Source organism: Leuconostoc lactis, assembly GCF_007954625.1.
Classification (GTDB): Bacteria; Bacillota; Bacilli; order Lactobacillales; family Lactobacillaceae; genus Leuconostoc; species Leuconostoc lactis_A.
In genome coordinates this window covers 1,068,055-1,092,815 of sequence record NZ_CP042420.1, presented here as the reverse complement: position 1 = coordinate 1,092,815, position 24,761 = coordinate 1,068,055, and the positions used below count along the sequence as shown (strand labels likewise).

25 protein-coding genes, 1 tRNA gene, 1 pseudogene and 2 other annotated features are annotated in these 24,761 nt (G+C 42.8%); of the genes and pseudogenes, 7 read left to right on the top strand and 20 right to left on the bottom strand.

Going from position 1 to position 24,761, the window contains the following annotated elements; all coding sequences use genetic code 11:
- Positions 1–60: 60 nt before the first annotated feature.
- The 3 genes from tuf to FGL80_RS05515 form a co-directional block, all read right to left on the bottom strand.
- The gene (gene tuf, locus FGL80_RS05525) at positions 61–1,248 is read right to left on the bottom strand and encodes an elongation factor Tu (RefSeq protein ID WP_055308097.1); all 1,188 of its coding nucleotides are present in this window, start codon (positions 1,246–1,248) and stop codon (positions 61–63) included.
- Between the two features lie 161 nt (positions 1,249–1,409).
- Positions 1,410–2,339 (bottom strand): hypothetical protein, encoded by a 930-nt coding sequence (locus tag FGL80_RS05520; RefSeq protein WP_055308098.1) that lies wholly within the window; start codon positions 2,337–2,339, stop codon positions 1,410–1,412.
- A gap of 59 nt (positions 2,340–2,398) precedes the next feature.
- A complete protein-coding gene (locus tag FGL80_RS05515) occupies positions 2,399–4,255 on the bottom strand; it encodes a ribonuclease J (RefSeq protein WP_055308099.1) in 1,857 nt (618 codons plus the stop codon).
- A gap of 211 nt (positions 4,256–4,466) precedes the next feature.
- Between FGL80_RS05515 and FGL80_RS05510 the strand changes: the two genes are divergently transcribed.
- Complete coding sequence (locus FGL80_RS05510; RefSeq protein WP_055308100.1) at positions 4,467–5,102, top strand: hypothetical protein; 636 nt, start codon at positions 4,467–4,469, stop codon at positions 5,100–5,102.
- Between the two features lie 100 nt (positions 5,103–5,202).
- On the opposite strand, the gene rplT is transcribed toward FGL80_RS05510, so the two are convergent.
- The 8 genes and pseudogenes from rplT to larD all read right to left on the bottom strand — a co-directional run bounded on the left by rplT (position 5,203) and on the right by larD (position 12,096).
- Positions 5,203–5,622 carry a 50S ribosomal protein L20 gene (gene rplT / locus FGL80_RS05505; RefSeq protein ID WP_010001913.1) on the bottom strand — a complete coding sequence of 140 codons (420 nt, stop codon included), beginning with the start codon at positions 5,620–5,622 and terminating at the stop codon, positions 5,203–5,205.
- Between the two features lie 81 nt (positions 5,623–5,703).
- The gene (rpmI, locus tag FGL80_RS05500) at positions 5,704–5,901 is read right to left on the bottom strand and encodes a 50S ribosomal protein L35 (RefSeq protein WP_010001914.1); all 198 of its coding nucleotides are present in this window, start codon (positions 5,899–5,901) and stop codon (positions 5,704–5,706) included.
- Positions 5,902–5,963: 62 nt separating this feature from the next.
- Positions 5,964–6,503 (bottom strand): translation initiation factor IF-3, encoded by a 540-nt coding sequence (gene infC / locus FGL80_RS05495; protein WP_216358505.1) that lies wholly within the window; start codon positions 6,501–6,503, stop codon positions 5,964–5,966.
- Between the two features lie 10 nt (positions 6,504–6,513).
- Positions 6,514–6,640: a sequence feature (ribosomal protein L20 leader region), on the bottom strand.
- Positions 6,641–6,673: 33 nt separating this feature from the next.
- Positions 6,674–7,308, bottom strand: a pseudogene (locus tag FGL80_RS05490) (DUF1361 domain-containing protein).
- Between the two features lie 92 nt (positions 7,309–7,400).
- Positions 7,401–8,774 (bottom strand): amino acid permease, encoded by a 1,374-nt coding sequence (locus FGL80_RS05485; protein ID WP_055308101.1) that lies wholly within the window; start codon positions 8,772–8,774, stop codon positions 7,401–7,403.
- A 95-nt stretch (positions 8,775–8,869) separates the two neighbouring features.
- The gene (gene thrS, locus FGL80_RS05480; protein ID WP_010003983.1) at positions 8,870–10,834 is read right to left on the bottom strand and encodes a threonine--tRNA ligase; all 1,965 of its coding nucleotides are present in this window, start codon (positions 10,832–10,834) and stop codon (positions 8,870–8,872) included.
- Between the two features lie 89 nt (positions 10,835–10,923).
- Positions 10,924–11,129 (bottom strand) — a binding site (T-box leader).
- Positions 11,130–11,165: 36 nt separating this feature from the next.
- Positions 11,166–11,288, bottom strand: coding sequence for a hypothetical protein (locus FGL80_RS09230; protein ID WP_010001923.1), 123 nt, complete (start codon positions 11,286–11,288; stop codon positions 11,166–11,168).
- A gap of 88 nt (positions 11,289–11,376) precedes the next feature.
- Positions 11,377–12,096, bottom strand: a complete 720-nt coding sequence (gene larD, locus FGL80_RS05475; RefSeq protein ID WP_029509160.1) for a D/L-lactic acid transporter LarD — start codon at positions 12,094–12,096, stop codon at positions 11,377–11,379.
- A gap of 264 nt (positions 12,097–12,360) precedes the next feature.
- Here larD and FGL80_RS05470 point away from each other — a divergent pair, with 264 nt between their 5' ends.
- Positions 12,361–12,813 carry a flavodoxin gene (locus FGL80_RS05470; RefSeq protein WP_010003988.1) on the top strand — a complete coding sequence of 151 codons (453 nt, stop codon included), beginning with the start codon at positions 12,361–12,363 and terminating at the stop codon, positions 12,811–12,813.
- 27 nt (positions 12,814–12,840) lie between these two features.
- On the opposite strand, the gene FGL80_RS05465 is transcribed toward FGL80_RS05470, so the two are convergent.
- The 4 genes from FGL80_RS05465 to serC all read right to left on the bottom strand — a co-directional run bounded on the left by FGL80_RS05465 (position 12,841) and on the right by serC (position 16,418).
- Positions 12,841–13,563 carry a YebC/PmpR family DNA-binding transcriptional regulator gene (locus tag FGL80_RS05465; protein WP_029509159.1) on the bottom strand — a complete coding sequence of 241 codons (723 nt, stop codon included), beginning with the start codon at positions 13,561–13,563 and terminating at the stop codon, positions 12,841–12,843.
- Between the two features lie 90 nt (positions 13,564–13,653).
- The gene (locus FGL80_RS05460) at positions 13,654–14,139 is read right to left on the bottom strand and encodes a phosphatidylglycerophosphatase A family protein (RefSeq protein ID WP_055308102.1); all 486 of its coding nucleotides are present in this window, start codon (positions 14,137–14,139) and stop codon (positions 13,654–13,656) included.
- A gap of 15 nt (positions 14,140–14,154) precedes the next feature.
- On the bottom strand, positions 14,155–15,333 hold the full coding sequence (locus FGL80_RS05455) for a 3-phosphoglycerate dehydrogenase family protein (RefSeq protein WP_029509157.1): 1,179 nt from the start codon (positions 15,331–15,333) through the stop codon (positions 14,155–14,157).
- Positions 15,330–16,418, bottom strand: coding sequence for a 3-phosphoserine/phosphohydroxythreonine transaminase (serC, locus tag FGL80_RS05450; protein ID WP_172792723.1), 1,089 nt, complete (start codon positions 16,416–16,418; stop codon positions 15,330–15,332). Before serC ends, FGL80_RS05455 begins: the two co-directional genes overlap by 4 nt.
- A gap of 255 nt (positions 16,419–16,673) precedes the next feature.
- Between serC and FGL80_RS05445 the strand changes: the two genes are divergently transcribed.
- The 4 genes from FGL80_RS05445 (at position 16,674) to FGL80_RS05430 (ending at position 19,866) form a co-directional block, all read left to right on the top strand.
- Positions 16,674–16,757: transfer RNA gene (locus FGL80_RS05445), tRNA-Leu, on the top strand.
- Between the two features lie 859 nt (positions 16,758–17,616).
- Complete coding sequence (locus tag FGL80_RS05440; protein WP_147001844.1) at positions 17,617–18,114, top strand: hypothetical protein; 498 nt, start codon at positions 17,617–17,619, stop codon at positions 18,112–18,114.
- Positions 18,115–18,196: 82 nt separating this feature from the next.
- Positions 18,197–19,219, top strand: coding sequence for a WxLIP family cell surface protein (locus FGL80_RS05435; RefSeq protein WP_055308159.1), 1,023 nt, complete (start codon positions 18,197–18,199; stop codon positions 19,217–19,219).
- 410 nt (positions 19,220–19,629) lie between these two features.
- Positions 19,630–19,866, top strand: a complete 237-nt coding sequence (locus FGL80_RS05430; protein WP_055308160.1) for a hypothetical protein — start codon at positions 19,630–19,632, stop codon at positions 19,864–19,866.
- 56 nt (positions 19,867–19,922) lie between these two features.
- Here the strand turns inward: FGL80_RS05430 and pta are convergent, their stop codons facing one another.
- Both pta and FGL80_RS05420 read right to left on the bottom strand, forming a co-directional pair.
- Positions 19,923–20,912: a phosphate acetyltransferase gene (gene pta / locus FGL80_RS05425; protein WP_055308161.1), complete on the bottom strand. Its 990-nt coding sequence runs from the start codon at positions 20,910–20,912 to the stop codon at positions 19,923–19,925.
- A gap of 103 nt (positions 20,913–21,015) precedes the next feature.
- Positions 21,016–21,675: a uracil-DNA glycosylase gene (locus tag FGL80_RS05420; RefSeq protein ID WP_033192873.1), complete on the bottom strand. Its 660-nt coding sequence runs from the start codon at positions 21,673–21,675 to the stop codon at positions 21,016–21,018.
- Between the two features lie 43 nt (positions 21,676–21,718).
- On the opposite strand from FGL80_RS05420, the gene FGL80_RS05415 reads away from it, so the two are divergent.
- Complete coding sequence (locus tag FGL80_RS05415; protein ID WP_147001843.1) at positions 21,719–22,258, top strand: LURP-one-related/scramblase family protein; 540 nt, start codon at positions 21,719–21,721, stop codon at positions 22,256–22,258.
- A 58-nt stretch (positions 22,259–22,316) separates the two neighbouring features.
- Here FGL80_RS05415 and FGL80_RS05410 read toward each other — a convergent pair whose 3' ends face one another.
- Genes FGL80_RS05410 through FGL80_RS05400 form a run of 3 tightly spaced genes read right to left on the bottom strand, consistent with a single transcriptional unit; the run spans position 22,317 to position 24,758 of the window.
- Entirely contained in the window at positions 22,317–23,033 is a 717-nt protein-coding gene (locus FGL80_RS05410; RefSeq protein WP_055308163.1) for an ABC transporter ATP-binding protein, read from the bottom strand.
- The gene (locus FGL80_RS05405) at positions 23,030–23,812 is read right to left on the bottom strand and encodes an ABC transporter ATP-binding protein (RefSeq protein ID WP_055308164.1); all 783 of its coding nucleotides are present in this window, start codon (positions 23,810–23,812) and stop codon (positions 23,030–23,032) included. Before FGL80_RS05405 ends, FGL80_RS05410 begins: the two co-directional genes overlap by 4 nt.
- Positions 23,787–24,758, bottom strand: coding sequence for a branched-chain amino acid ABC transporter permease (locus FGL80_RS05400; RefSeq protein WP_055308165.1), 972 nt, complete (start codon positions 24,756–24,758; stop codon positions 23,787–23,789). Before FGL80_RS05400 ends, FGL80_RS05405 begins: the two co-directional genes overlap by 26 nt.
- Between the last annotated feature and the right edge of the window lie 3 nt (positions 24,759–24,761).

Below are 24,761 nucleotides of genomic sequence, written 5' to 3'. Positions count from 1 at the left end.
TATTTTTTTGCACAAAAAAAACACATACAATGTATGTGTTTTTAAAACTAATCGTTAATATTAGTCTTCGATTTCAGTAACTGTTCCAGCACCAACAGTGTGGCCACCTTCACGAACAGTAAACTTCAAACCTTGTTCGATAGCGACTGGCGAGATCAATTCGATTTCGAATGTCACTTGGTCACCAGGCATAACCATTTCTACGCCTTCTGGCAATTGCACAACACCAGTAACGTCTGTTGTGTGGAAGTAGAATTGTGGACGGTAGTTAGTAAAGAATGGTGTGTGACGTCCGCCTTCTTCCTTAGAAAGGACATAGACTTCGGCCTTGAACTTCTTGTGTGTGTTGATTGAACCTGGCTTTGCCAAAACTTGACCACGTTCGATTTCGTTACGGTCAACACCACGCAACAATGCACCGATGTTATCACCCGCTTGAGCTTCTTCCAAAGTCTTACGGAACATTTCGATACCTGTAACAGTTGTCTTCTTAACTTCATCCTTCAAGCCAACGATTTCAACTTCAGTACCAGTAGTCAATACACCACGGTCAACACGACCAGAAGCAACTGTACCACGACCAGTGATTGTGAAGACGTCTTCGACAGGCATCAAGAATGGCTTTTCAACTTCACGCTTTGGTTCTGGAATGTATGAATCAACAGTATCCATCAATTCTTCGATAACCTTAACTTGTTCAGCGTCACCTTCAAGTGCCTTCAAAGCTGAACCCTTGATTACAGGAATGTCATCGCCTGGGAAGTCATATTCTGACAACAATTCGCGAACTTCCATTTCAACCAATTCAACCAATTCTTCGTCATCGACCAAATCAGTCTTGTTCAAGAAGACAACCAAGTAGTCAACACCAACTTGACGTGCCAACAAGATGTGTTCACGTGTTTGTGGCATAGGACCATCAGTTGCGGCAACAACCAAGATAGCACCGTCCATTTGAGCGGCACCAGTGATCATGTTCTTAACGTAATCGGCGTGACCAGGGGCATCGATGTGGGCATAGTGACGTGCTTCTGTTTCATATTCGATGTGTGAAGTGTTGATCGTGATACCACGTTCCTTTTCTTCAGGCGCGTTATCGATTTCAGCAAAATCAGTTGCGACGATCCCTTGCTTTTCAGCCAATACCTTTGAGATTGCGGCAGTCAAAGTCGTCTTTCCGTGATCGACGTGTCCAATCGTACCAATGTTAACGTGGGGCTTTGTGCGAACGTAAGTTTCCTTAGCCAATGTAGTTTCCTCCAAAATTCATTTACCAGTAATCTGGAAAATGTTTATAAATATATTTTACAACGCAAGCCATTAAAAGACAACAGTTAATTGCGTTTTTCCGGCTCTTTAAGCCAAAAATTATTATACCGACATATTAATAAAATGTAAATAGGTTGCGTTTAGTTTTTAAAGAAATTTGTCGTCAAATCTCTGACGATTTCATGCCATTTTTTCTGTTCGGCCATCTCCGAAAAATTGTGCCGTTCATAATATTGATCAATGCTTGCTTCCACCCAACCTTCTGGATCGGTCACCACGTCATTAACCCTTGGATATAGTAACGTGAGTTCGAAACGTACTTGTTGGGCTAGCATTTCAAGCGCAATTGGGTCATCTTGCCCAACTTTTTCATCCAGATAATCGGCAATCTCTTCAAAAATTTCCGAATCCGTGAGTAACGGTAGCTCATCCAATTGAATCGTGTAAAGATTATCATCTAACCAACGATACTGAACTGGATCGCTCACCCGTAATTTTTGTAAATCCTCTAGCAAAGTCGCTCGAATAATTGGTGTTGCATAGGGATCAATGAGTAAGTAAAACGCGCCGACAATAAATTCGGCTACTGGTAGATGACGCGCTGATTCATAACGATCACGTTGTTCCGTGATGCTGTAGTCACTCAGGTGATAAAACTGGCGGGCAATTGTTTGAAAAGTGTTCGCCATATCGACCCGCGCCCGATCTTCGGCCGCCCGAATTTCTTCCAGAACGTCATTTTTGACACGCTCTTCGTCCCAAAGCATCGCGAGTTGCTGCGCGTAAACAAAGTTTTGATTTTGAACAGCTAAGGCCACAACCATCCGAAAATCTGGCTCTGATTCCAAATAATTCAGCAAAAAATCGTCGGCATAAGAAGCAGCTAATTGATACTGTTCATCCATAAATAGCGCCGTTACCAAGCGATAGTTAATTTCAAATGTTGCAAGTGCTTCGTAAACGGCAGTCAATGTCTCGGCAGCATCATGCCAATTTTCCTGCTTCATTTCAGTTTGTGCACGCGCCATTAATTGTTGCATCTCTGGCGTCAAATGCTCTTCTAATGCCATAAACTATATGGACTTGCCACTTCATGTCATGACAAGCCACGATCCTTTCTGACAGTCGCCTATTGTCCTGATTCTGTTTGACCCTCAGCTGGCTTTGCCGGTGCTTTTTTAGGTCGCTTTTTGGCTGGCTTCGCAGTCTTTGGCGTCTTTGAATCAGTCGTTTTGTTTGGCTTTCCTTGTCGCTTTTGTGGCGTATTTGGATTGGTGTTCGTATTGGTTTTGTGTGCGGTTGGGCGACGGTTTTGGTTCACTTCCATTACCACCGGCATCACCATTGGGCGACGACGTGTTTGTTCAAAGAGATAACGTGACAAAACTTCACGCACGCCATTCTTTAATTCATTCCAGTCAAAGCTCTTAGTCGTGTTCAAATACTTTTCGATTTGGCTAACCGTTAAGTCTGCCGCCTCTTTCATCAAATCACGGTTGGCCTTAACATAGACAAAGCCACGCGAAGTCAATTTTGGCTTTGACACCACTTGACGCTTTTTACGATCAATCGTTACAACTGAAACAAAAATACCATCTTCAGACAAAATACGACGGTCACGTAACACAACATTACCAATATCACCAATACCAGCACCATCGATTAACGTTTCCCCAATGGTGAATGAATCTTTCAATTCAAAATGATCGCCTAACCATGTGAATTGATCACCCTTCATGGCCATCATGATATGATCAGGCGCAACGTTAACTTCTTCAGCCGCTGCACGGGCTGAATTCATGACACGATATTCACCTTGAATTGGCATAAAGTATTCGGGTTGCAAAACATTGATCATCATTTGCAAGTCATTGCGTGATGCATGACCACTTGAACGCAAATCCGTACTAATCTGTTTTACGTCAGCGCCTTGCTTAAACAACATATCACGTGTTTTAGCAACGATGCCTTCCATTGCCGTTGATGGTGTCGTGGTAATAAACACCAAATCGGCTTCTCCGATACGAATATAAGGATCTTCACCGTTAGCCATTCGATTCAGATGCTTAATCGGTTCTCCCATGCGTCCAGTTTCCAAAATAACTGTTTCAGCGGCTGGCAGGTTTTTAGCATTTTTCAAATTCACAAAAAGCTTACTTTCTGGAATAGGCAAATGCAATTTACGCAAACGAATCGCTGTGCGGACAACGTTTTCAATGTCATTTCCTGACAACACAAGTTGACGCTTGGTAGCTACTGTGGCATCAATGACTTGTTGAATGCGTTGAATATTTGAGGCTACCGCCGCTACAATAATACGCTTTTGTTTATTATCGCGGAAAGTATCTAAGATATAGTCGCCAATTTTGGATTCATTAACAGAATCGCCTTCATTACCTGTCCCAGCAGCATCGCCCAACAGGGCCAACACTTTGCCTTGACCAACTTCGACCAAACGTGCAATGTCGGTACGATAACTTTGATTAGCAGTTTGATCAAACTTAAAGTCACCAGTATACACAATTTGACCATAAGGTGTGCCAAGAACAACCCCAAGTGAATCTGGAATTGAATGCGTCGTATTAAAAAATGATACGGTCACATCACCAAAATCTATTTCTGTTTTCTCATTAATAACATGATAGTCATCATAATCTGCCAGTGCTGGTTGTTCCTTAATGGCCAATTTAGCAAGCTCAATGGTCAACTCAGACCCGAAAATTGGGACGTTGACTTGTTGCAAAAAGTAAGGCAAGGCGCCAATGGCATCTGCGTGCCCATGTGATAAGAAAACACCAGCAATTTTATCACTGTTTTTAATCAAATACTCAAAATCAGGCACGACAACATCAACACCAAGTTGATCTGTTTCTGGATATTTAAGACCTGCATCAAAAATAAAAATTTCATCATTAACGGTCACGGCATACATATTTTTCCCGTTTTCACGCACGCCACCGAAAGGGATTATACTTAAATCTGTCATTGTTTCTTCCTTTGTTCATCGGCTTTTTATTGAGCCATTTTTTCTTCGTAAATATAACAAGCGGACGCGACTAGTTTCTAAAACGTTGCGTTAGTCCATTTTTTTGTCTCGATACGTAATTAAATCTATTTTAACATACTTTTACATTTTTCTGTTATCATTATCTATGGAAAGGAGTTGTGGCAAGCTTTACGCCACATCACATTTACTTATGCAACGTCAACCATTTAAGCAGTCGCACAAACTGCGCAACACACTGATCGCGATTGCCATTGCTGCGATCGCGCTTATTGTCATTTTCACTTTGTTGGGGCGCTCTTCTGGCCAATCGCAAGATCAACAAGCTGCATCGTCTTCCTCACAGGCTAAAAAGACTAAAACGGCTAAAAAAGCTAGTTCTGCACCCGTCGCATCAGAATCTTCTGCCCTTGATGACACAACGGCTAGCACGTCAACTAGTGTGGTACCCACACCACCAGCTGCTAGTTCCGCTGCCTCGTCAGTGATTAGCGCCGTAAAAGAAGAAGCTACCGGCACACCCATCACAGCTGAAACGCCAGCCACGGCTGCATCATCAAATCCAGCCGTCAGCTCAAGCGTCGCACCGGTGGCTAAGACATTTGGTAATTGGTCATTAGCGACTTATAATGCGGTCAACATTGGGTCAGCGACCTATGAACAAATCAAAGCCACTTACGGCGCACCCACTTACATGACAGCCAGTGATCAATTGTATGCAACTTGGCAAAGTACTTCAGGCCAACGGGTTTCAATTACCTTTACCCCAACAGGTACTGACAATATTCAACTGATTGCGACAAACAAGTCAGAATCTGGCTTACAATAAGCAACAAAAAAACAATGGTTTATCCACACGATAAGCCATTGTTTTTTATTGGATTTATTGTAATAAAAAAACACGGGAACCCGTGTTTTTAAAAGCAATCTTAGCGATCAACCTTAACAGTTGTTTCCAAAGTTGCAGCGACACGTTCTTGTACCAAAACGTTGTCTGATGCCAAAGCAGCCTTAGCTTGTTCAGCCAACTTTGCAAAAGTATCGAAATCAGTCACAGCAATATCAGCCAACATCTTACGGTTCAATTCAACACCAGCAAGTGTCAAACCGTGCATCAACTTTGAGTATGACAAACCGTTCATACGTGCTGCAGCGTTAATACGTGCAATCCACAACTTACGGAAGTTACGCTTTGTGTTCTTACGATCACGGTATGCGTACAAGTATGACTTCCATACTTGTTGCTTAGCAACCTTAAAATTAATACGACGTTGTCCACGGTAACCCTTGGCCAACTTAACCATCTTCTTACGACGTGCGCGTGTAACTGTACCACCCTTAACTCGCATGGGTAATTCCTCCTGAAATTTTATAAATAATTGGTTGGATTAAAATCCAAAATGTAGATAGATGAACTATCGCAACGCGAATTAGATGTTTGCCAACAACTTAGCGTATGTCTTAACAGTTGTCTTGTCCATCATGTGTGTACCACGCAAGTGGCGACGTTGCTTCTTTGTCTTACCATGGAAACGGTGTGACGTATAAGCTGAAGCTGACTTCAAGCCACCATGGGCTGTCTTCTTAAAGCGCTTTGCTGATGCGCGGTGTGTCTTCATCTTTGGCATGTGACTAATTCTCCTACTATGTGATTTTGTTTAAGCTTGAAAACAAGCGGTTAAACCTTTAATTACTTGGCATCTTTAGGTGCCAAGACCAAAAACATTTGGCGGCCGTCCATCTTGGCACGCTGTTCAACCTTGGCAATATCGTCAAGTTCTGCGGCCATACGGTCTAATACTTGACGTCCGATGTCTTGGTGTGTAATCATACGACCACGGAAACGCAAGTTCAACTTTACCTTGTTACCTTGTGACAGGAACTTGATAGCAGCCTTCTTACGTGTCTCGAAATCGCCTGAGTCAATGACCGGTGACATACGAACTTCCTTCACTTGCACGATTTTTTGGTTCTTGCGTTGTTCTTTTTGCTTCTTTTGAGCTTCGAACTTTGCTTTTCCCCAGTCCATAATCTTGGCAACCGGTGGTTCAGCATTGGCTTGCACCAATACCAAATCTTGGTCTAAATCGTTAGCAATCTCTTGTGCGTCTCGTGTTGACATTTCTGTCTGCTTTCCGTCATGGATCAGCAATACACGAGGGGCGCGAATATTATCGTTGATTAAATCAACTTGTCGTGGTTGACGTGCTATTGTCAGGCACCTCCAAATTTATTTTGTGAATCAAGAAGAAAAGTGGATAAAGAACCTAATCTTCACCCACTTCAACACTTGCAATCCTTCCGGATAACTGTATCTGCCAGGCAACTTTGTCACATGGCGAGAAGCGGGTGCTTCTACTTGTTCAACAGATATTAGTTTACCGTATGCCGACCTTATTGTCAAGCCTCTTGCTGATTAATTTGAATCAATCGAATACCATAATGGAAAATAACCAACACGGCAAATTGAGTGCCGGCAAATAGAATCATAAAGGCCAACATATGATAACTCAACGAGAAAACAATGTTGCGCATCACGTTATCAAGATGAAAAAAGATATCCCATGAATTCAAGCGCAAATAACGGCCAAGATAGATCCCAAACGCTGACACAATTGACACCGCTGCGGTCGTCAAGAAATAAACAAGATGAGCATGGCGTTTAAAAATCGTTTGCGTGATGATTTCCAGACTTAAAATACCAAGCCCACCCCCATAAAGATACCAGTTGCCAGCACCGCATAATTAAAGAATTGCGTCGCTTGATCGAGATTCGTCCCGATGGCATAAAGATGGATAAAATCTGTCATCATATACATGGTATTTGGAAAAAACAATAACCAAAGTGCCATGAATAAACCCTTAATGATCCGAACACGTGTCAGCGACACAATAATAGCAAAATCAAATGGTAATAACGCCAAAAAGACATTCCAATTTAAAAATGTAAAACGTGTGGGTGTCAAATGCACGAAGATAAAGAATAAAACAACCATGACATGAATGATGGCAATATTGAAATACTTGTTATTCATAACGTCACGCCCCTTTTTTACAATGGTACCAGTGTATCATAATTCATAAAAACGGTTCAATCATATCACTTGATTGAACCGTTTTTATGAGATTATTTGGTCAGTGTTTTTGGCTGTCGATAAGCAACTGCACCAAAAAGCAGTAACCATAACGTTGCCCCAATTGCAGGGACACGTGACTCAACATTGAAAAACAATGTCATAAAGACAAAGGCAAAGAACAAAATTGCTGCTGGCACAAAAAACTTTGGGGCAATCATGAGAAAGCCGTCAGCCATATACTGGTCAGATTGTCGATAACGCCAGTACGCAATCAAGATCAGAATATAGATCATTAAGAACAAGTCCGTTGACGCACTTGTCACAAAGCTAAAGGCGTTGGTAATGGCTGGTATCACCGAAATAATTGCGGAAAAACCAACCATCCCAGCCGTCATCAAAATGGCATTAACTGGTAGTTGCCTTTTTGACAACTTTTTAAAGGGTTGCAAACACGTGGCGTGTGATTGATAAGCCAACGCAAAAAAGTTACGACTGGCACTAAAAATCACAGAACTCAACGCAGAGGCAGCACTGGTTAATACGACAAAGTTAATCAAAGCTGCCGCCCACTTAATCCCGACCAATTGAAAGACCATCACAAAGGGACTTTGGTCGGCTGGAATTTTTTGCCAAGGATAGATCGCCATAATCACCGTTAAGGCACCCAAATAGAAGAATAAAATACGTAAAGGAATTTGATTAATGGCTTTTGGCAAAACTTTACGAGGATTTTTCGTTTCAGCAACTGTCATCCCAATAAATTCCATCCCCACAAACGCAAACATGACCATCTGGAAGGCATCAATAAAATGCCTAAACCCGTTTGGAAATAGTGAGAAATGTTGGAACACATTATTGAAAGTCACGTCACCGACTGGTGTTTTGAAGCCAGTGACCGCCATGATGATACCGGTCACAATCAAGGCTAATATGGCCACGATTTTAATCATGGCAAACCAAAACTCAGTTTCACCATATAACGCAACCGCCACCAAATTCACTAATGTGAGGACAATTAACATGACAATTTGAATGAACCAACTCGGCAAATTCGGGAACCAAAATTGGATATATTGGGCCACGGCCGTTAATTCGGCCATCCCCATAAACACAACCGTTAACCAATACGACCAACGGGCGAAAAAGCCCGCACGGTTATCAATGTATCGCGTAATGAAGGTAATAAAGGTGTGCTGCTTTGGATCGGCATAAAGCAGTTCGCCAATCGCGCGCATCACCACAAACATAAATAAACCAATGATTAAGTAAACACATAAGATGGCTGGCCCAGCGTAATTAATGGAACGCCCAGCCCCCATAAACAAACCCGTCCCAATGGTACCACCAATGGCGATTAACTGTACGTGACGATTTGTGAGGCCACGTTTTGTAGACTGCCGTCTGTCTCCAACTGTCTCAGACATGATATCAATAACTTCTCCTTTGTGAACTTTCAGCATCTGATCGATGCAGCATAAATAGCAAAGCACCTGACGTGCAACCCGTCAGGTGCTTTAGCTTAATTTGTTTTAGTATTGCGTGAATAATTAGCAACATCTGCCAAAATTTCAGCTTGGAAATCGGCAATTGGCATCGTTGTTGTCTTCTCTTCACCGTACTTACGTACTGTGACAGTTTGACCTTCAACTTCAGAATCACCCAAAACCAGTGTATATGGAATCTTATTCGTTTGTGCTTCACGAATCAAGTAACCCATCTTGGCATCTTTTGTTTCCACATTGGCACGTAGACCAGCGTCTTGGAGTTGCTTTTTGATTTGTTCAGCATACGCACCGTGCGCACCCAAGTTGACCGGAATGATTTGTACTTGTAATGGCGCCAACCAAGTTGGGAAAGCACCCTTATACATTTCAATCAAGTAAGCTGTGAAACGTTCCATCGTACCGACAATACCACGGTGCAACATCACTGGGCGATGGTTATCTTGCCCATCGGCGCCAATATAAGTCAAGTTAAAGCGTTCTGGTAGCAAGAAGTCCAATTGAATCGTTGACATTGTTTCTTCATTACCCAAAGCTGTCTTTGTTTGCACATCAAGCTTTGGCCCATAAAAGGCTGCTTCACCTTCGGCTTCGTAATAATCCAAACCAAGGTCGTCCATAGCACGCTTCAATTGCGCTTGTGACTTTTCCCACATCTCATCATCATCAAAATACTTTTCTGTATTTTTAGGATCACGATATGACAAACGGAAACGGTAATCCGTGATGTTGAAGTCACGGTAAACTTCCATCATCATCGTCAAAATTGACTTGAATTCTTCTTCCAACTTTTCTGGTTCAACGAATGTGTGACCATCGTTCAATGTCATTTCACGCACACGTGACAAACCAGTCAACGCACCTGACTTTTCATAACGGTGCATCATACCCAATTCCGCAATCCGGATTGGCAATTCACGATATGAACGTGGCTTGTGCTTGAAGACCATGATGTGTGATGGGCAGTTCATTGGGCGCAATTCAAGGAATTCGCCATCGCCCATGTCCATTGGTGGGAACATATCTTCACGGTAGTGATCCCAGTGACCAGATGTCTTATACAAGTTCAAGTTAGACAAAACGGGCGTATACACGTGTTGGTAACCATTGGCCAATTCTTTGTCGGTGATGTAGCGTTCAACTTGACGACGAATCGTTGCCCCATTTGGTAACCAAACTGGCAAACCTGAACCCACTTCTTGACTCGTAAAGAACAAGTCCATGTCACGACCAATCGTCCGGTGGTCACGTTCTTTAGCTTCTTCACGACGTTGCAATTCTGCTTCAACGTCGGCTTGCTTCCATTCCGCAATCCCATAAACACGTTGCATCATTGGGTTAGATGACTTACCACGCCAGTAAGCACCAGCTACTGATGTCAACTTAAAGTGCTTCAACCAACCTGTTGATGGCACCAAACCACCCTTATCCAATTCAACATGATCGCCTTGGACAGCAATTGTGATTGTCGCATCTTCAGGCAAATCTGAAATCAATTCAACCTTATAAGGATCATCCGCAAACATCGCCAACGCTTCGTCACGTGACACTTCGCGTGACACAATTGGTAAGTCTTCTTTAGCAATCTTGTGCATCATGGCTTCGATTTCAGCAAAATCTTCAACCGTCACTTGGTTACCGGCACCGTTATCTGTGTCGTAATAGAAACCATTTTCAATAAATGGTCCCACACCAAAGTGCATGTTAGCAAACTTTGGCAAGCGCTTTAAAGCTTGTGCCAATAAGTGTGAAGCAGAATGACGCAACAAATCCAACGCTTCATCATCAGCCGTTGTAATTAATTGAAAATCACCAGATGCGGGAATAACATCATGCATACCCACATAAGCACCGTCCAACTTAGCTGAAACTGACTTCTTAGCCAAAGACTTAGAAATACTTTCAGCGACAACCAATGGTGTTGTGCCTGCTGGGAATTCCTTCACTGCACCATCGGGAAAAGTAAGCTTAATTTCTGACATAATCGTTATTTCCTTTCACTGACGTTTGTGCTTCGACAAACGTTGATAACATTTAAAAAACAAAAACGTCCCCTTGAGCCATTGCGACTCAAAGGGACGTTTTACCGTGGTACCACCCAAGTTCAGCACAAAATGTGCCACTCAAATGACAGTTAACGGTGTCACCCGGACAGCTTTCAGACTTTACTCACTATCACTCAAAGGTAGTCTCGCCTGCACAAGCCACTCATTTCCACCAACCATGAGTTCTCTATTCGCTTGCTAACACTTGAGTTGTCCTTATCAACGTTATTGAAGTTAGTTTAGCACCATTTTGTTATTTTTGCAACAATTATTGTGGCGCTACGGCATCAAGTAAAATAGCCAGTGCTTCTTTTGCTTGGGCGTCATGATCTAAAATACCGTTATCAAAAGCCACTTTCAAAGCATTATATTGTGATTCTGTTAATGTCATGATTTTTTCCTCTTTATTCATAGCGTATCTCAATTATAGCGAAGCCACCCTAAATTACAAGTGACCCATGCCAATAAAAAAAGGCCGATTAGAGGCCTAAATAGTATTTTGAAAATAGTGCTGCAAAAATTGCCCCAACAAATGGTGCAATACCTGGTACAAGGATACCGTACTTGAAATCAGCCGTTGTGCGATTTTTCCAAGGGATAATCGCATAAGCTAATCTTGGTCCCATATCACGTGCCAAGTTCATGGCAAAGCCAGTGGTACCACCAAGACCCATACCAATTGCCCAGACAAGGAAACCAACAGCCAACGGTACCATACCAGGCACATCCCCAGCCCGCGCTGAAATGGCCAAAATACTTGTCATAAAGATAAATGTCGCAAATGCTTCAACGAAGAAGTTGCGTGGTAAATTACGAATTGCCGGTGCTGTTGAGAAAATGTTGCGCACAATGACCGGATCAATATCTTTTTCAGATAACTTAAATTGATCCGCGTACATCACGTACACAATTAAGGAACCTACCAAAGCACCCAATATTTCAACCACACTCACGGCCAAGAAGTACCAAAAGTCAATTCGACCAAGCACTAATTGCACCATGGCCATCGCTGGGTTGATAAAGACATCACCAAAGACGAAAAGCACAATGCTAATGCCAAATCCCCACGTTGTGATTGCAAAAATGTGTCCGGACCCATGGTACTTCGTCCGATTCAAGACATCGTCAGCGTGTACGCCGACACCGAAGATGATCATGAGCGCTGTGCCCATAAATTCAGCCAACAACTGGTGTATCATTTGTAATCTCCTAAGCGGTCGCAAATCTATCAAGAAGTCGCGGTTTTTTTATTAAATTTCCATTCCTAATCTTAAGGCCTTGCCTTTAACGTGTAAAGTCATTTTAGTGTTTTGTCAACAAATTGTCACATTGCGTGTTTTTATTCACGAACTCCAACTGTAATTTTAGCGTCTGCTCCTTTATAATAAAGACTAACAATAAAATGGAGGATATGGCGACACGGTCAAACAGTTCTGTTTAACCGCCCCATCACAAACACACTCATGCAGGCACACGTCGTATACGCAACAATTACCGGTAATAACGAAGAGGTCGCAGACATCGTCGTCGCAGCGTTTGAAGCTGCAAATATCGCCGTTAAGAAAACGGAAATCTCACAAACAGAAGTTGACGAATTTGAAGACGTTGATATTGCTGTCGTGGTGCCCTACACCTATGATCAAGGCTCACTGCCGGATGAAGGCTTAGATTTCTTTGAAGATTTGGCCGACGCCACCTTAGACCACGTTGTTTATGGTGTCGCGGGTTCAGGCGACACCTACTATTTGTCAGATTACTGTGTTGCTGTGCCAAAATTTGAAGCGCAATTTGCCAAAACACAGGCCATTAAAGGCGCTGAAGGCGTTAAGGTTAATCTACGCCCAGACGAAACTGATACGGCTGCCTTGACAGCGTTTGTACAGCAATTGATCGCCACTGCCAAAGCACAACACTAAAAAAGAACCTCTTAATGAGGTTCTTTTTTAGTCAGCAGTGGTGTAAACCGCCAAAACATCTTCGTTTTCTTCTAATTCATCGACAAGCTTGTCTAGCTTTTCACGATCTTCATCCGAAATTTCAGCTGGATTTTGCGCAATCATTGTGACTTCGGCTTCTTCAAAAACATAGCCGGCAGCTGTCATTGCTGATTCAACAGCTTGAAAATCAGCTGCCGTTGTGTAAATTTCAAAGACTTCGTCTTGTGTTTGCACATCTTCAGCACCGGCTTCCAATGCTGCTTCAAGTACCGTATCTTCATCCAAATCGGGAAAATCAGCACGGTTAATCGCTAAGTAACCTTTACGATCGAATTGGAAAGCCACGGAACCGCTCGTCCCAAGTGCCCCACCAAAATGCTTGAAAGAATTACGAATACTTGACACTGTACGGTTGATGTTGTCCGTTGAAGCTTCAACTAAAATGGCAACACCCGCAGTCCCATAACCTTCATAAGTTACTTCTTCAAACTTTTGACCACCGGCGCCTGACGCCTTATCTAATGCCCGTTGAATATTATCTTTTGGCATATTCGCAGCTTTAGCCTTTTCCACAACCAAACGCAATGACGCATTCATGTTAGGATCAGCCCCACCGGCCTTAGCCGCTACATACAAATCATGTGCTAGTTTCTGGAAAATTTTACCACGCTTAGCATCTTGGGCGTTTTTACGGCCCTGGATGTTATGCCACTTACTATGTCCTGACATGTTAACATCTCCTTGATTTTGTCAATATGGTCTTAATTTTAACAAAAAAAAGCCTATCTGACTAGGCTTCTCTCGTGTCTTACAGTGTCATTAATAGTTGTTGCCACCTAATAATTCGAGGTAAGTCATTGCTGAACTCGCAATTAATGCGGCTAAAATATCATCCAAATACACGTTAATGCTATCTGTACGATCATTAATTTCACCAATCAACCCTGGCTTCAAATCATCTAACAAACCGTAATGCACCGTCGCCGCGGCTGAGAATTGTTGCGTAATGGCGATTGCTAAAATTTCGTCAACGTTATGCCCGTTCGCATCTCGTTGTAGCCGTGCCTTTAATGGTTGTGTGTCTGGCATTAACGCTGCTTGTTCATCGAGATAAATCGCCGTTAACATAATATCGGCAACTTCATCTTTATGGAGCACATGTTGTACCGCTGCTGTAAGTTTTTCGGCATCAATCGTATCATGGTACTTGTCTGTTAAAAAGGTCTGGGTACCAGCGGTAATATCAGCGATTGTCACACCACGTTCGGCTAACTTTTCAATCGCTGCTTCTTGCAAATCTTTCATCTTGTTTTCCTATTCTTAAATCATGTCATTAACATAGCGACGAGTCAAAATCACGTGAGGAATCTCATCCAACGCTGTCTTCACGTATTCTTGTTGTTCTGGCGTGAAATCATTAATCGCAACGAGTGTATACGCATAAGCACCAACAGCACGATTACTCAATTGTTCAATGTTGATGCCGTTATCCCCAAAAAACTTTGAAATTTGACTGATCATGTTAGGGACATTTTCATGAATAATGCCAACACGATACTTCGTCACAAATGGCTCGTCAATATCTGGGTAGTTCACCGAATTAATGATGTTTCCCGTCGTCAAGTATTCGTCCAATTGTCGCGCTGCCATTAAGGCACTGGTATCTTCCGCTTCAATGGTTGAACCGCCAATATGTGGCGTAATAATCACCTTGGGATGATCAAACAACGCTTCGTCCGCAAAATCAGTGATGTAAACATGTAACGCCCCACGATCGAGCGCATCCTTAGCAGCCAAATCATCCACAATGCCACCCCGTGACATGTTTAATAGCGCGGCACTCGGCTTCATTTTAGCTAAGCGGTCGGCATTGATAAAGAAATGATTTTTTTCTGTGTACGGAATATGCACCGTCACATAATCAGCTTGTTCGAGGACTTCATCGACTGTTTTGGCACGCACAATGTGTCGGTCAATGCGCCATGCTGTATTGGCATTTAACCCTGGATCGTATCCAATCACATCCATATCCAAAGCTAACGCTGTGTTAGCTACCTTTGAGCCAACATTACCTAGGCCAATGACACCCAATGTTTTCCCTGCTAACTCTGTTCCACGGTAACCGCCTTTATTCACTTCGGTCCGTAGTGAGACATCACCACCACGCGTTTCATTCGCAAAGCCAATGGCTCCAACGACTGGTCGTGCCGCCAAAATCAAAGCCGCAATGGTTAACTCTTTCACCGCATTCGCGTTACCGCCCGGTGTGTTAAACACGACAACACCACGTTTTGACAATTCTTCAACAGGAATATTGTTAAAACCAGCACCTGCTCGGACAACGGCCCGAACACTATCGGCGATTGGTTCATCATGCAAACTCTGCGACCGAAGGATAATACCCTTTGGTTCACCTTCACCATCAATTTCATAGCCATGTGCGGTCAGATAATCCAAACCTTTGGCACTGATCGCATTATAGGTTTTAATATTTGTCATGCTTGTTCTGCTTCTACTTTCTTTAAAAACGTGATTAAGGCATCAACGGCTGCAATAGGTTGGGCGTTATAGAGTGACGCTCTAAAGCCACCTACTGAGCGATGACCACCAAGATTAAATAAGCCAGCTGCCGTCGCCTGTTTAACGATGGCTTGGTCACGCGCTAAGTCACCAGTGGTAAAGACCACGTTTGTCAATGACCGCGCAGTACGTTCAACTGGTGCCGTATAAAAAGTTGATTGGTCTAAATAATCATAGAGGCGATTAGCCTTTTCAAGATTGCGGTCATACATCGCCGACACACCACCTTGTGCCATAACCCAATCCAACACCAAGTTTAAAGCATAAATCGCAAATACTGGTGACGTATTATACATGGATTGTTTGTCAATGTGATTTTGATAGCGCATCATTGGCCCAACCCCTGTGAGATCTTGTTCAGCCAACCAGGCTTTGTTAAGAATCGCCACCGTCACGCCTGCTGGTCCCAAATTTTTTTGACCGCCAGCAAAAATCGCATCAAAATCTGTCACTTGATACGGTTCTGCTAAAATATTAGAACTCATGTCAGCAACCAGGCGCCCTGAGGTTTGGGGCAGATTATCTTGATGGAAAGTTGCCCCTTCGATTGTGTTATTCGTCACAATATGTAGGTAATCATAGGCCGTTGCCTCAAAATCAGTCGGTAAACTTGGCAATCCTTGATAGTTTTGCGTCTTGGTACTATCAAGTATCGTCACATCTTTACCTAACTGTGTTGCGGCTTCACCCGCTTTCGCCGCAAAATTCCCTGAATCCAAAATGGCAATTTTTTGTTGCTGCGTCGCGAAATTTAACGGCATCATTTCAAATTGTAATGAGCCGCCACCTTGTAAAAAGACAACAGCATAGTCTGCTGGAATTTGCATCAGCTGGCGTAATTTTTGTTCAGCTTCGGCTACAATATCTTGAAACTGTTGCGATCGATGAGAAATTTCAACGATGCTCATATGTGTGTGTTCGTTCTTTTCAAACTCCTGTTTGATTTGGGTGATTACAGCTTCTGGCAATACACCGGGTCCAGCTGAAAAGTTATACGTTGTCATCATGATTATGTGCGCTTGCACACCCTCCAATCGGTTACAAAACCACAACGAAATACGTTGTAATTCACGAACGTTATCAACCGAAATCGGTCGAAATCAACATTTTAAGTGAACTAATGCCGTCAAACAACGCCAGTAAACTAGCGCAATAACAAACATTAATGAGAAGTCCACTGTTGTTTTATATCTTACTATATTGCTAATGAAAGTCAATCTTTTCATTTATAGAAAAGTTTAGTATACTAATCAAGTAATGCCGCTGTGGCGGAACTGGCAGACGCGTACCGTTCAGGTCGGTATGGGAGCAATCTCGTGCAGGTTCGATTCCTGTCAGCGGCATATTTAACCGTTTTACCATGTTATTGGTAGAACGGTTTTTTGTTGCTTAAGCCTTGGTACATCAGGGGTTTGGGTTGTTGTGAGTTGTTGTGAGTTGTTGTTAGTTTACGTCAGTTTTTGTTATTTTTGCTACAATTTGCTACAAAAGTGCTACAAATTAGGCAACAAAAAAGCCATGATGAACATCGCTGTTCATCATGGCTCACGCTCTCTCAAAACCCAGTACTTACAATATAACAAGATATGCGTTATCTTGACTGGCAAAATAAAGCATCCTGTTAGTCTACGTTTGAATATTACGAAGAAAAATGCTGGTTGTGTGTTTTTTAACAACGTAATGTGAATGTTTGTACTGAGATCATGTAACCGATACGTTACTCATCTAATTTAGCACATTAACCCCCTAATTGTCAAACCTTTATCAAAATTAAAATGTCTTATAATGCCTAATATAGCGCTCTTTTAACGTGATATCACATTGATATCTTTTTTCGAGTAACTCAAATCAACACTTTTTGATAACATTTTCACAAAATCGTCAATTTTAAACAAAATAACCCCAAAAGGATATCAATCTGTTCGGGGTTATTTTGTTGCACTTTATCTATCTTACAGCCATCGGTATGACATAAGTCAAATTATCGGCATGGCATTTGTTCTCATCCATCAATCGCTCAATTTATTTTTTATTGTGACAAAAATCCCTCTCTAATGAAATAATCTTTTAGTTCGTCATAGCTTTACAAAAAATTGACAAACGTTTTAAAATAAATACTCGACCCCCATAAACTAACGGTGCTACACTTAACTCCATTGTTAACAACAGTTAACTAAATAAAACAACGGAGACTTACCCCTAATGAAGAAAACACTCCTCTTGTCAGCAACTGCTGCGATCCTTGCCGGTGCCTTTGCACCAGCAGTTTTTGCCGACACAACATCACCTTCAGCTACAACTGCTGGCGGTTCAATGTCAGCTGTTGTGGCAACTGATAACGTGATGCCGATTGTTTCAGGTACAACCAACTATGACTTCGGTAACATTAACTATGCCTGGAATGCCGGCAAGGCCTCATTGACCCAAGGTAGTGCAACGCCAACCGGTTCTTTTTCAGTACAAAATCTGAAAACGCAACTCGATTGGAAGTTATCAGCAACTTACTCAGATAACAGTGCCACCGATGCGAACGGTAACCAAGCCGTGGTTATTCCAGATGTTGCGTTGAAAGCTGCTAGCTTAACTAACTACGCAACAACGACTGTTACTGCGCCAAACGCCACATTGAACTTGGCAAACGGTACGCCATCATTTACTGGAACAGTGGCCTACACCATCGCGCCAGCCAACGTTCAGTAAACCATTCAGTTTAAAAATTGACACTAATCATAAAACGTAGTGACCTTAACTACGTTTTTGTACATAAAATTGGATAGCACTCATGAAAAAAATTTGGATTGGTCTGTTGACCTTGTCCCTCTTATTAATCCCACAAATTGCCCATGCGGATGGTGCAGATTTTACCGTCGCTACCGTGCAAAATCAATATCAAAGCCCGACGAATAATGGTTACTTCGCCTTAAAAATGCCAGCCAAAGCCGCGACGGACTTACAGGTGACGATTTACAACACTGGTACAACACCTGAAACCTTTAATCTGGCTGTTAATTCTGGCGTCACCAATCTGAATACTGCACTAGATTATGCCAAAACACCTGCCAAAGGCGCCCTATCAGTGCCACAAAATTTGCAATTTAGCCAAATTGCGTCATTACCACAAAAAGAAGTGACCGTGGCACCTGGGGCTAATACGGTCGTGACAGTGCATCTCAAATTGCCCGATGTGTCATTTGCCGGTAAATTACTCGGTGGGATTACAGTAACGCGCCAAATTGAAACGAATGAAAAAAAGACCACCGGCCTAACTGATCAATTCGCTTATGCCGTGCCCATTGTTATCCGTCAAAATGATGATGCTGTGACGCCGAAACTGACTGCCACACATCTTAAGCTACTAACCGCTAATCATAATAATAATTTAGTGGCCGATATTCAAAACTTGACCTCTACCATTCTGAATGGTGTCACCCTCAAATCTGAATTGGTTGATCAATCCGGTCGTGTCGTTTTCTCAAAAACAGATAGCAATCATAGCATTGCGCCTCAAAGTAATTTTACTTATCGGAGTTCATTAGGTAATCAATCCTTTGCGAGTGGCCGTTATACTTATCGATTAACCGTCACCGACAATGCGAACCACACCTGGACGTGGCAACAACCATTGACGCTTAATCAAAGCCAATCTGATAGTATCAATAACACAGCAAAACATAACACTGTGAAAAAGCCAATCAATTGGATCATCATTGGTATGATCGCTATGGCAATCATGATTTTCGTGCTCTTAGCTGCTGTCGGGTATCTCCTCTTCAAGCGTTCAAAGCAAAAACCACATTCTAAATAATAGCTTCGAGAGCCTTTGCCTTGGCAAAGGCTCTTTTTGTAAGAATTTATAAAAATAACTAGCGTTTTCTTAACACGGCCATTTTGTCATAAAAGCGTCATGTTCACACGTTATATTAAGGGTAACGTTTAGGGAGACCGATATGCGACGACATCATCCACAACACCATATGAAATGGTGGCAGCTGATTGGTTGGTTATATCTCGTAGGTTTACTGGGTTATGGTATTTTTATCATCCTCTCAAACCTAACACGATAAAGACCAACCACCAGTGATGCCTGCCTTTGACATGTCAAAAACTGACCAACAATATTTGACGTGCGCTTTATTTGTTACGGCATGACATATGGTAGCAGTCGTCTGATCCTAATTTGTTAGATACTTTAAAACACACGAATGGATACCGACATTGAAACCGATAACGACACTAACTGATCTCATTACTTTGATGAGCCAACATAAGGCTCACACGGCGACTTTAAAATTCTACGACATGGCCGATCGTTATATCCTACGTATGGGTGATTGGCACTTAGATTTCAGTGATGCCGCGGCAGACCAATTACTCGATGCACTGGCTGATGCTGAAAATGTCACGATAACAATCGTCAACAATCGCCGAGCTGCAAAAATTCAAACCAATTAAAAACAGGCTGTTTAGCAAAACTTTCTTGCTAAACAGCCTGTTTTTAATTTACTAAATTATTGTGCCATCGCTTGTGCAGCTGTAATGATGGCCACCTTATAAACATCTTCTTCGTTGGCACCACGTGACAAATCTGACACTGGCTTATCCAAACCTTGTAAGATTGGGCCGATTGCTTCGAACCCACCCAAACGTTGGGCAATCTTATAACCAATATTACCAGCTTCTAAGCTTGGGAAAATAAAGGTATTCGCTTGACCTGCGACTTGAGAATCAGGTGCCTTTGCCGCGCCAACTGATGGGACAAACGCTGCATCGAATTGCAATTCACCATCAATTTGGTCTGCTAATTCTGGCGCCATTTCCTTGGCTAACTTCGTGGCTTCAACAACCTTATCTACCATTGGTGACTTGGCTGAACCCTTTGTTGAAAATGATAACATCGCCACCTTAGGCTCAATGTCAAAGACCTTAGCAGTTTGCGCAGATTGCACCGCAATTTCTGCCATCGTTTCTGCATCAACATCAATATTGATAGCAGCATCAGAGAAGACATAACGTTCATCACTCTTTTGCATGATGAATGCGCCAGAAATACGTGATGATCCTGGTGCTGTTTTAATAATTTGCAATGCTGGTCGTACAGTATCACCAGTTGGATGCGTCGCACCAGACACCATACCATCTGCCTTACCTGTGTAAACTAACATTGTCCCAAAATAGTTCACGTCACGTAACCACTTGGCAGCTGTATCAGCATCAGTCTTACCCTTACGACGTGCAACCAAAGCGGCATTTAATTCTGCCAATGCGTCAGCATCATATTGCAATGGATCAATGATTTCGACACCTGATAAATCAAAGTTATTTTCTGAAGCAGTTGTCGCAATGACACGTTCATCCCCTAACAAAATTGGCTTGATCAAGCCTTCCGCTGCTAATCGCGCAGCGGCACCTTGAATACGGACGTCTTCCCCTTCAGGGAAAACAATTGTTTTATTTTGACCGTTAATCTTACCTTTTAATTGTTCGAATAATTCAACCACGATCGTTCCTCCAACGTCACTAACATTACTGTTTTAATTTCATTTACAAATTAATTGTAACAGAATAATCCATGTTTGTCTGCGAATTTGTGATTTTTTTCACTCATTTTAACCAATCAATTGTTTCTCGGTTTTGCGCTGCTAAAAAGGCGTTGGCTTGCGAAAATGGCCGACTACCAAAAAAACCACGATAAGCCGATAACGGACTGGGATGCGCAGACGTTAGCACGAGGTGTTTTGATTCGTCAATTAAGCGGCGTTTAGATTGGGCATATTTTCCCCACAAAATAAATACCTTGGGCGATGCATCTGCTGATGCCGTCGTCATAATGGCATCTGTCAGTGGCTCCCACACCTGACCCGCATGGCCATTTGCCTGACCTGCCGGTACTGTCAACACCGCATTGAGCAGTAGCACCCCTTGTTGCGCCCAAGATGTCAGATCATGAGATTGGCGTGGCCCAATATCCGTGGCTAATTCCTTTAAAATATTACGTAATGATGGCGGTGCTGGGATAGTATCGGGCACTGAAAAACTCAACCCCTGCGCTTGCCCTACTTCATGATACGGATCTTGTCCCATAATCACTACTTTTGTTTGTGGCAAAGATGTTGTCATTAATGCAGCAAACACCTTGTCTCTTGGTGGATAAACGGTCTGGGTTTGGTACGCCGTGTCTAAAAATTGTTGTATCGCTGTAATCTGTTCTGGCGGTAATGTTGCTTTAATGTATGGCGCCCATGATGTGTTAGCAAGTGGCATTTTTACGCTTCTTTCGTGTTAAAATAAGGTCAAAGAGGTAATCATGTTAAGGTACTATCTTCGACAACGGTATAGCATTGCAGACGGCGTGAATATCGTCTTTAATGAGCATTTTCAAGCCTGTTATTTAGTGTCCGGACAGTCTGGTAAAAAACACGACGAACTACAAGTGCAAGACATGTGCGGTAATGTTTTAGTGCGCATTGAGCAAACGTCGTATGGCATTTTACCACGCTTCATTCTCAAATATCGTGGTCATACCGTCGGTTCAATTAGTCTAACCTTCGGTCATTTAGGCGATATTGTCTATGTCCGACAGCTTGGCTGGCTCATCTCCGGTAACTTTATGGTTGGCCGTTACCTCATTACCCACAATACCAAAAAATTGCTCAGTGTCAAAACCGAAATGCGTCCCGACGGCATTTATAACCAACTCAACATCACGTTTGACTCCCAAACACCGGTCTTGATTGCAATTGCCGCCCTACTCGACATTTGGGGCACGAAATCCCATACGCTGTTCAAATTTAAATGGTTACCTGATCAAAATACACACTATAAATTGACTTACATGCATAAATAAATGTTAAAAAGCAATCTCAAGCTCATTGAGATTGCTTTTTTATGCTTATCCACCCAGTTTAACCGCCTAGGTAAGCTGCTCTAACGTCACTTGATGCGAGTAATTCTGTACCAGTCCCAGTGGCCATAACTTGGCCACTTTCCAATACATAACCCCGATCGGCTATTTTAAGGGCTTGGTGGGCATTTTGTTCAATCACCAACACCGTGACACCGGTTTGGCGAATCTGTTGGATAATCGCAAATATTTTTTGGATATAAAGTGGCGCTAACCCCATTGAGGGCTCATCCAACAAGATAATTTTTGGTTGCGCCATTAAAGCTCGCCCAATCGCTAACATTTGCTGTTCACCGCCAGATAAGGTCGCTGCATCTTGGTTTTTTCGCTCAGCTAAAATTGGAAACAGGGTAAAAACATGCGCCAACGTTGCCGTTAGCTGTTGTTTGTTATGCACGGTATAAGCGCCTAAGCGTAAATTCTCCAACACACTCATCCCAGGGAAAACATGACGCCCTTCCGGGACCTGCACAATGCCCTGTCGCACACGGGTTTCAGAAGACAGCCCCTTTAAGTCTTGGCTATTAAATAACATCTGACCAGCCACTGGTTTTTCTAAGCCAGAAATACCACGCAGAATCGTACTTTTACCCGCACCATTAGCGCCAATCAACGTCACAATTTCGCCACGGTTCACGACAAAATTAACCTGTTGCACGGCTTTAATAGGCCCATAATGAATACTCAGATTGGTGACTTGCAAGATTTGTTCGGTCATGACACGTCCTCTCCTAGATAAGCCTTAATCACGGCCGGATGCTGTTGGATCTCACTTGGCGTCCCACTTGCTAAGACTTTACCGTACTCTAACACGTAAATACGTTGACTAATCGCCATTACCAGATTCATATCGTGTTCAATCAAAATAATTGTCATGTTAAACTGCGTCTGGACCTGCTGAATTAAGTGCGTCAAATCCTGTGTTTCTTGTGGATTCATCCCCGCAGTCGGTTCATCTAAAAATAAAATTTTAGGTTCAGTCGCCAACGCGCGAACGATTTCCAGACGACGCTGTTGCCCATAAGGTAAATTACCCGCCAGTTCATCAGCGACAGCAGTCATATCAAACATTGCCAGTAGTGTCATTGCGCGTTGTTTTTTATGAGCTTCTGTTTGATAAAACTTAGGCGTTCGCAACAACGCCCCAAGTATTTGGGCCTGACTTGTTGTGGTCATCGCAATCAATACGTTTTCCAAGACGGTCCGGCTGGTAAACAACCGAATATTTTGGAAAGTTCGCGCCATCCCGCGTTGGGCGCGATGATGTGGCGCCAAGTCATTTAAGTTTGCTAATTGCTGGCCATCAAACATCGTCACGGTTCCGGTAGTCGGTTGATACACACCAGTTAAGAGATTGAACAGCGTGGTTTTACCTGCACCGTTTGGGCCAATTAACCCAATCAATTCATTATCATGCGCTTCAATATTGACCTGATTGACGGCCGTCACACCACCAAATTCAATACTTAAATCATGCGTTTTTAGAATGGTTGTCATGCTCGCCCCCTGTATCAAACAATAACGTTTTTAACGACAATTCAGCTGTTCCCAGCAATCCCTTTGGTCGGAAAATCATGACGACAATTAAGACAACAGCGTAAATGACCATACGGAGCGGTCCAAAATTTTGTAAGACAACGTCCAACACTCCTAAAATAACCGCTGTGACAACTGTGCCACTCATCGAGCCAATCCCGCCTAACACCACAATAATCAAAATGGTGATGGTTTGCATAAAGGTATAATCTTGTGGGGAAACCGATTGAATAAAACTGGCACGAAGACCACCCGCCAAGGCAGCCAACATCGCCCCAATCACAAAGGCAATCACTTTATACTTGGTCGTATTGATCCCAAGTGAGGCGGCAGCAATTTCATTATCACGCACGGCAATGATAGCTTGTCCAGTCGTACTTCGAACAAAGTTCACAACTAAGACGATGACGACAACGCTTAAGCCAAAGACCACCTGCCAATTGACAAAATTAGGAATACCAAAAATACCAGCCGGCCCACGCGTTATTTTCAAGTTAATAATCACGATTCGAATAATTTCAGCGACACCAAGTGTGGCAATCGCCAGATAATCACCCCGTAGTCGTAAAGTGGGGATACCAACAAGCAACGCGATGACACCACTAATGCCCATCCCAATGATCAAACTCAGGCCAAAACCTAAAATATTGGGCACCGCACTGGCAATCAACGCCGTGGCATAAGCGCCCACGGCCATAAAACCAGCATGGCCTAACGAAAATTGCCCCGACATGCCAATCACTAAATTCAAGCCCACTGCCGCAATCACGTTAATGCCGATTAAGACCAAAGTGGTCAACCCATACTGGCCAATCACCCCAACAATGGTCATCACCTCAATTAGGACAAAAACCATGCCAACCAAGCCTGCCCAACTCAATGTATACTTCAAATGTGTTCGGTCCATTGT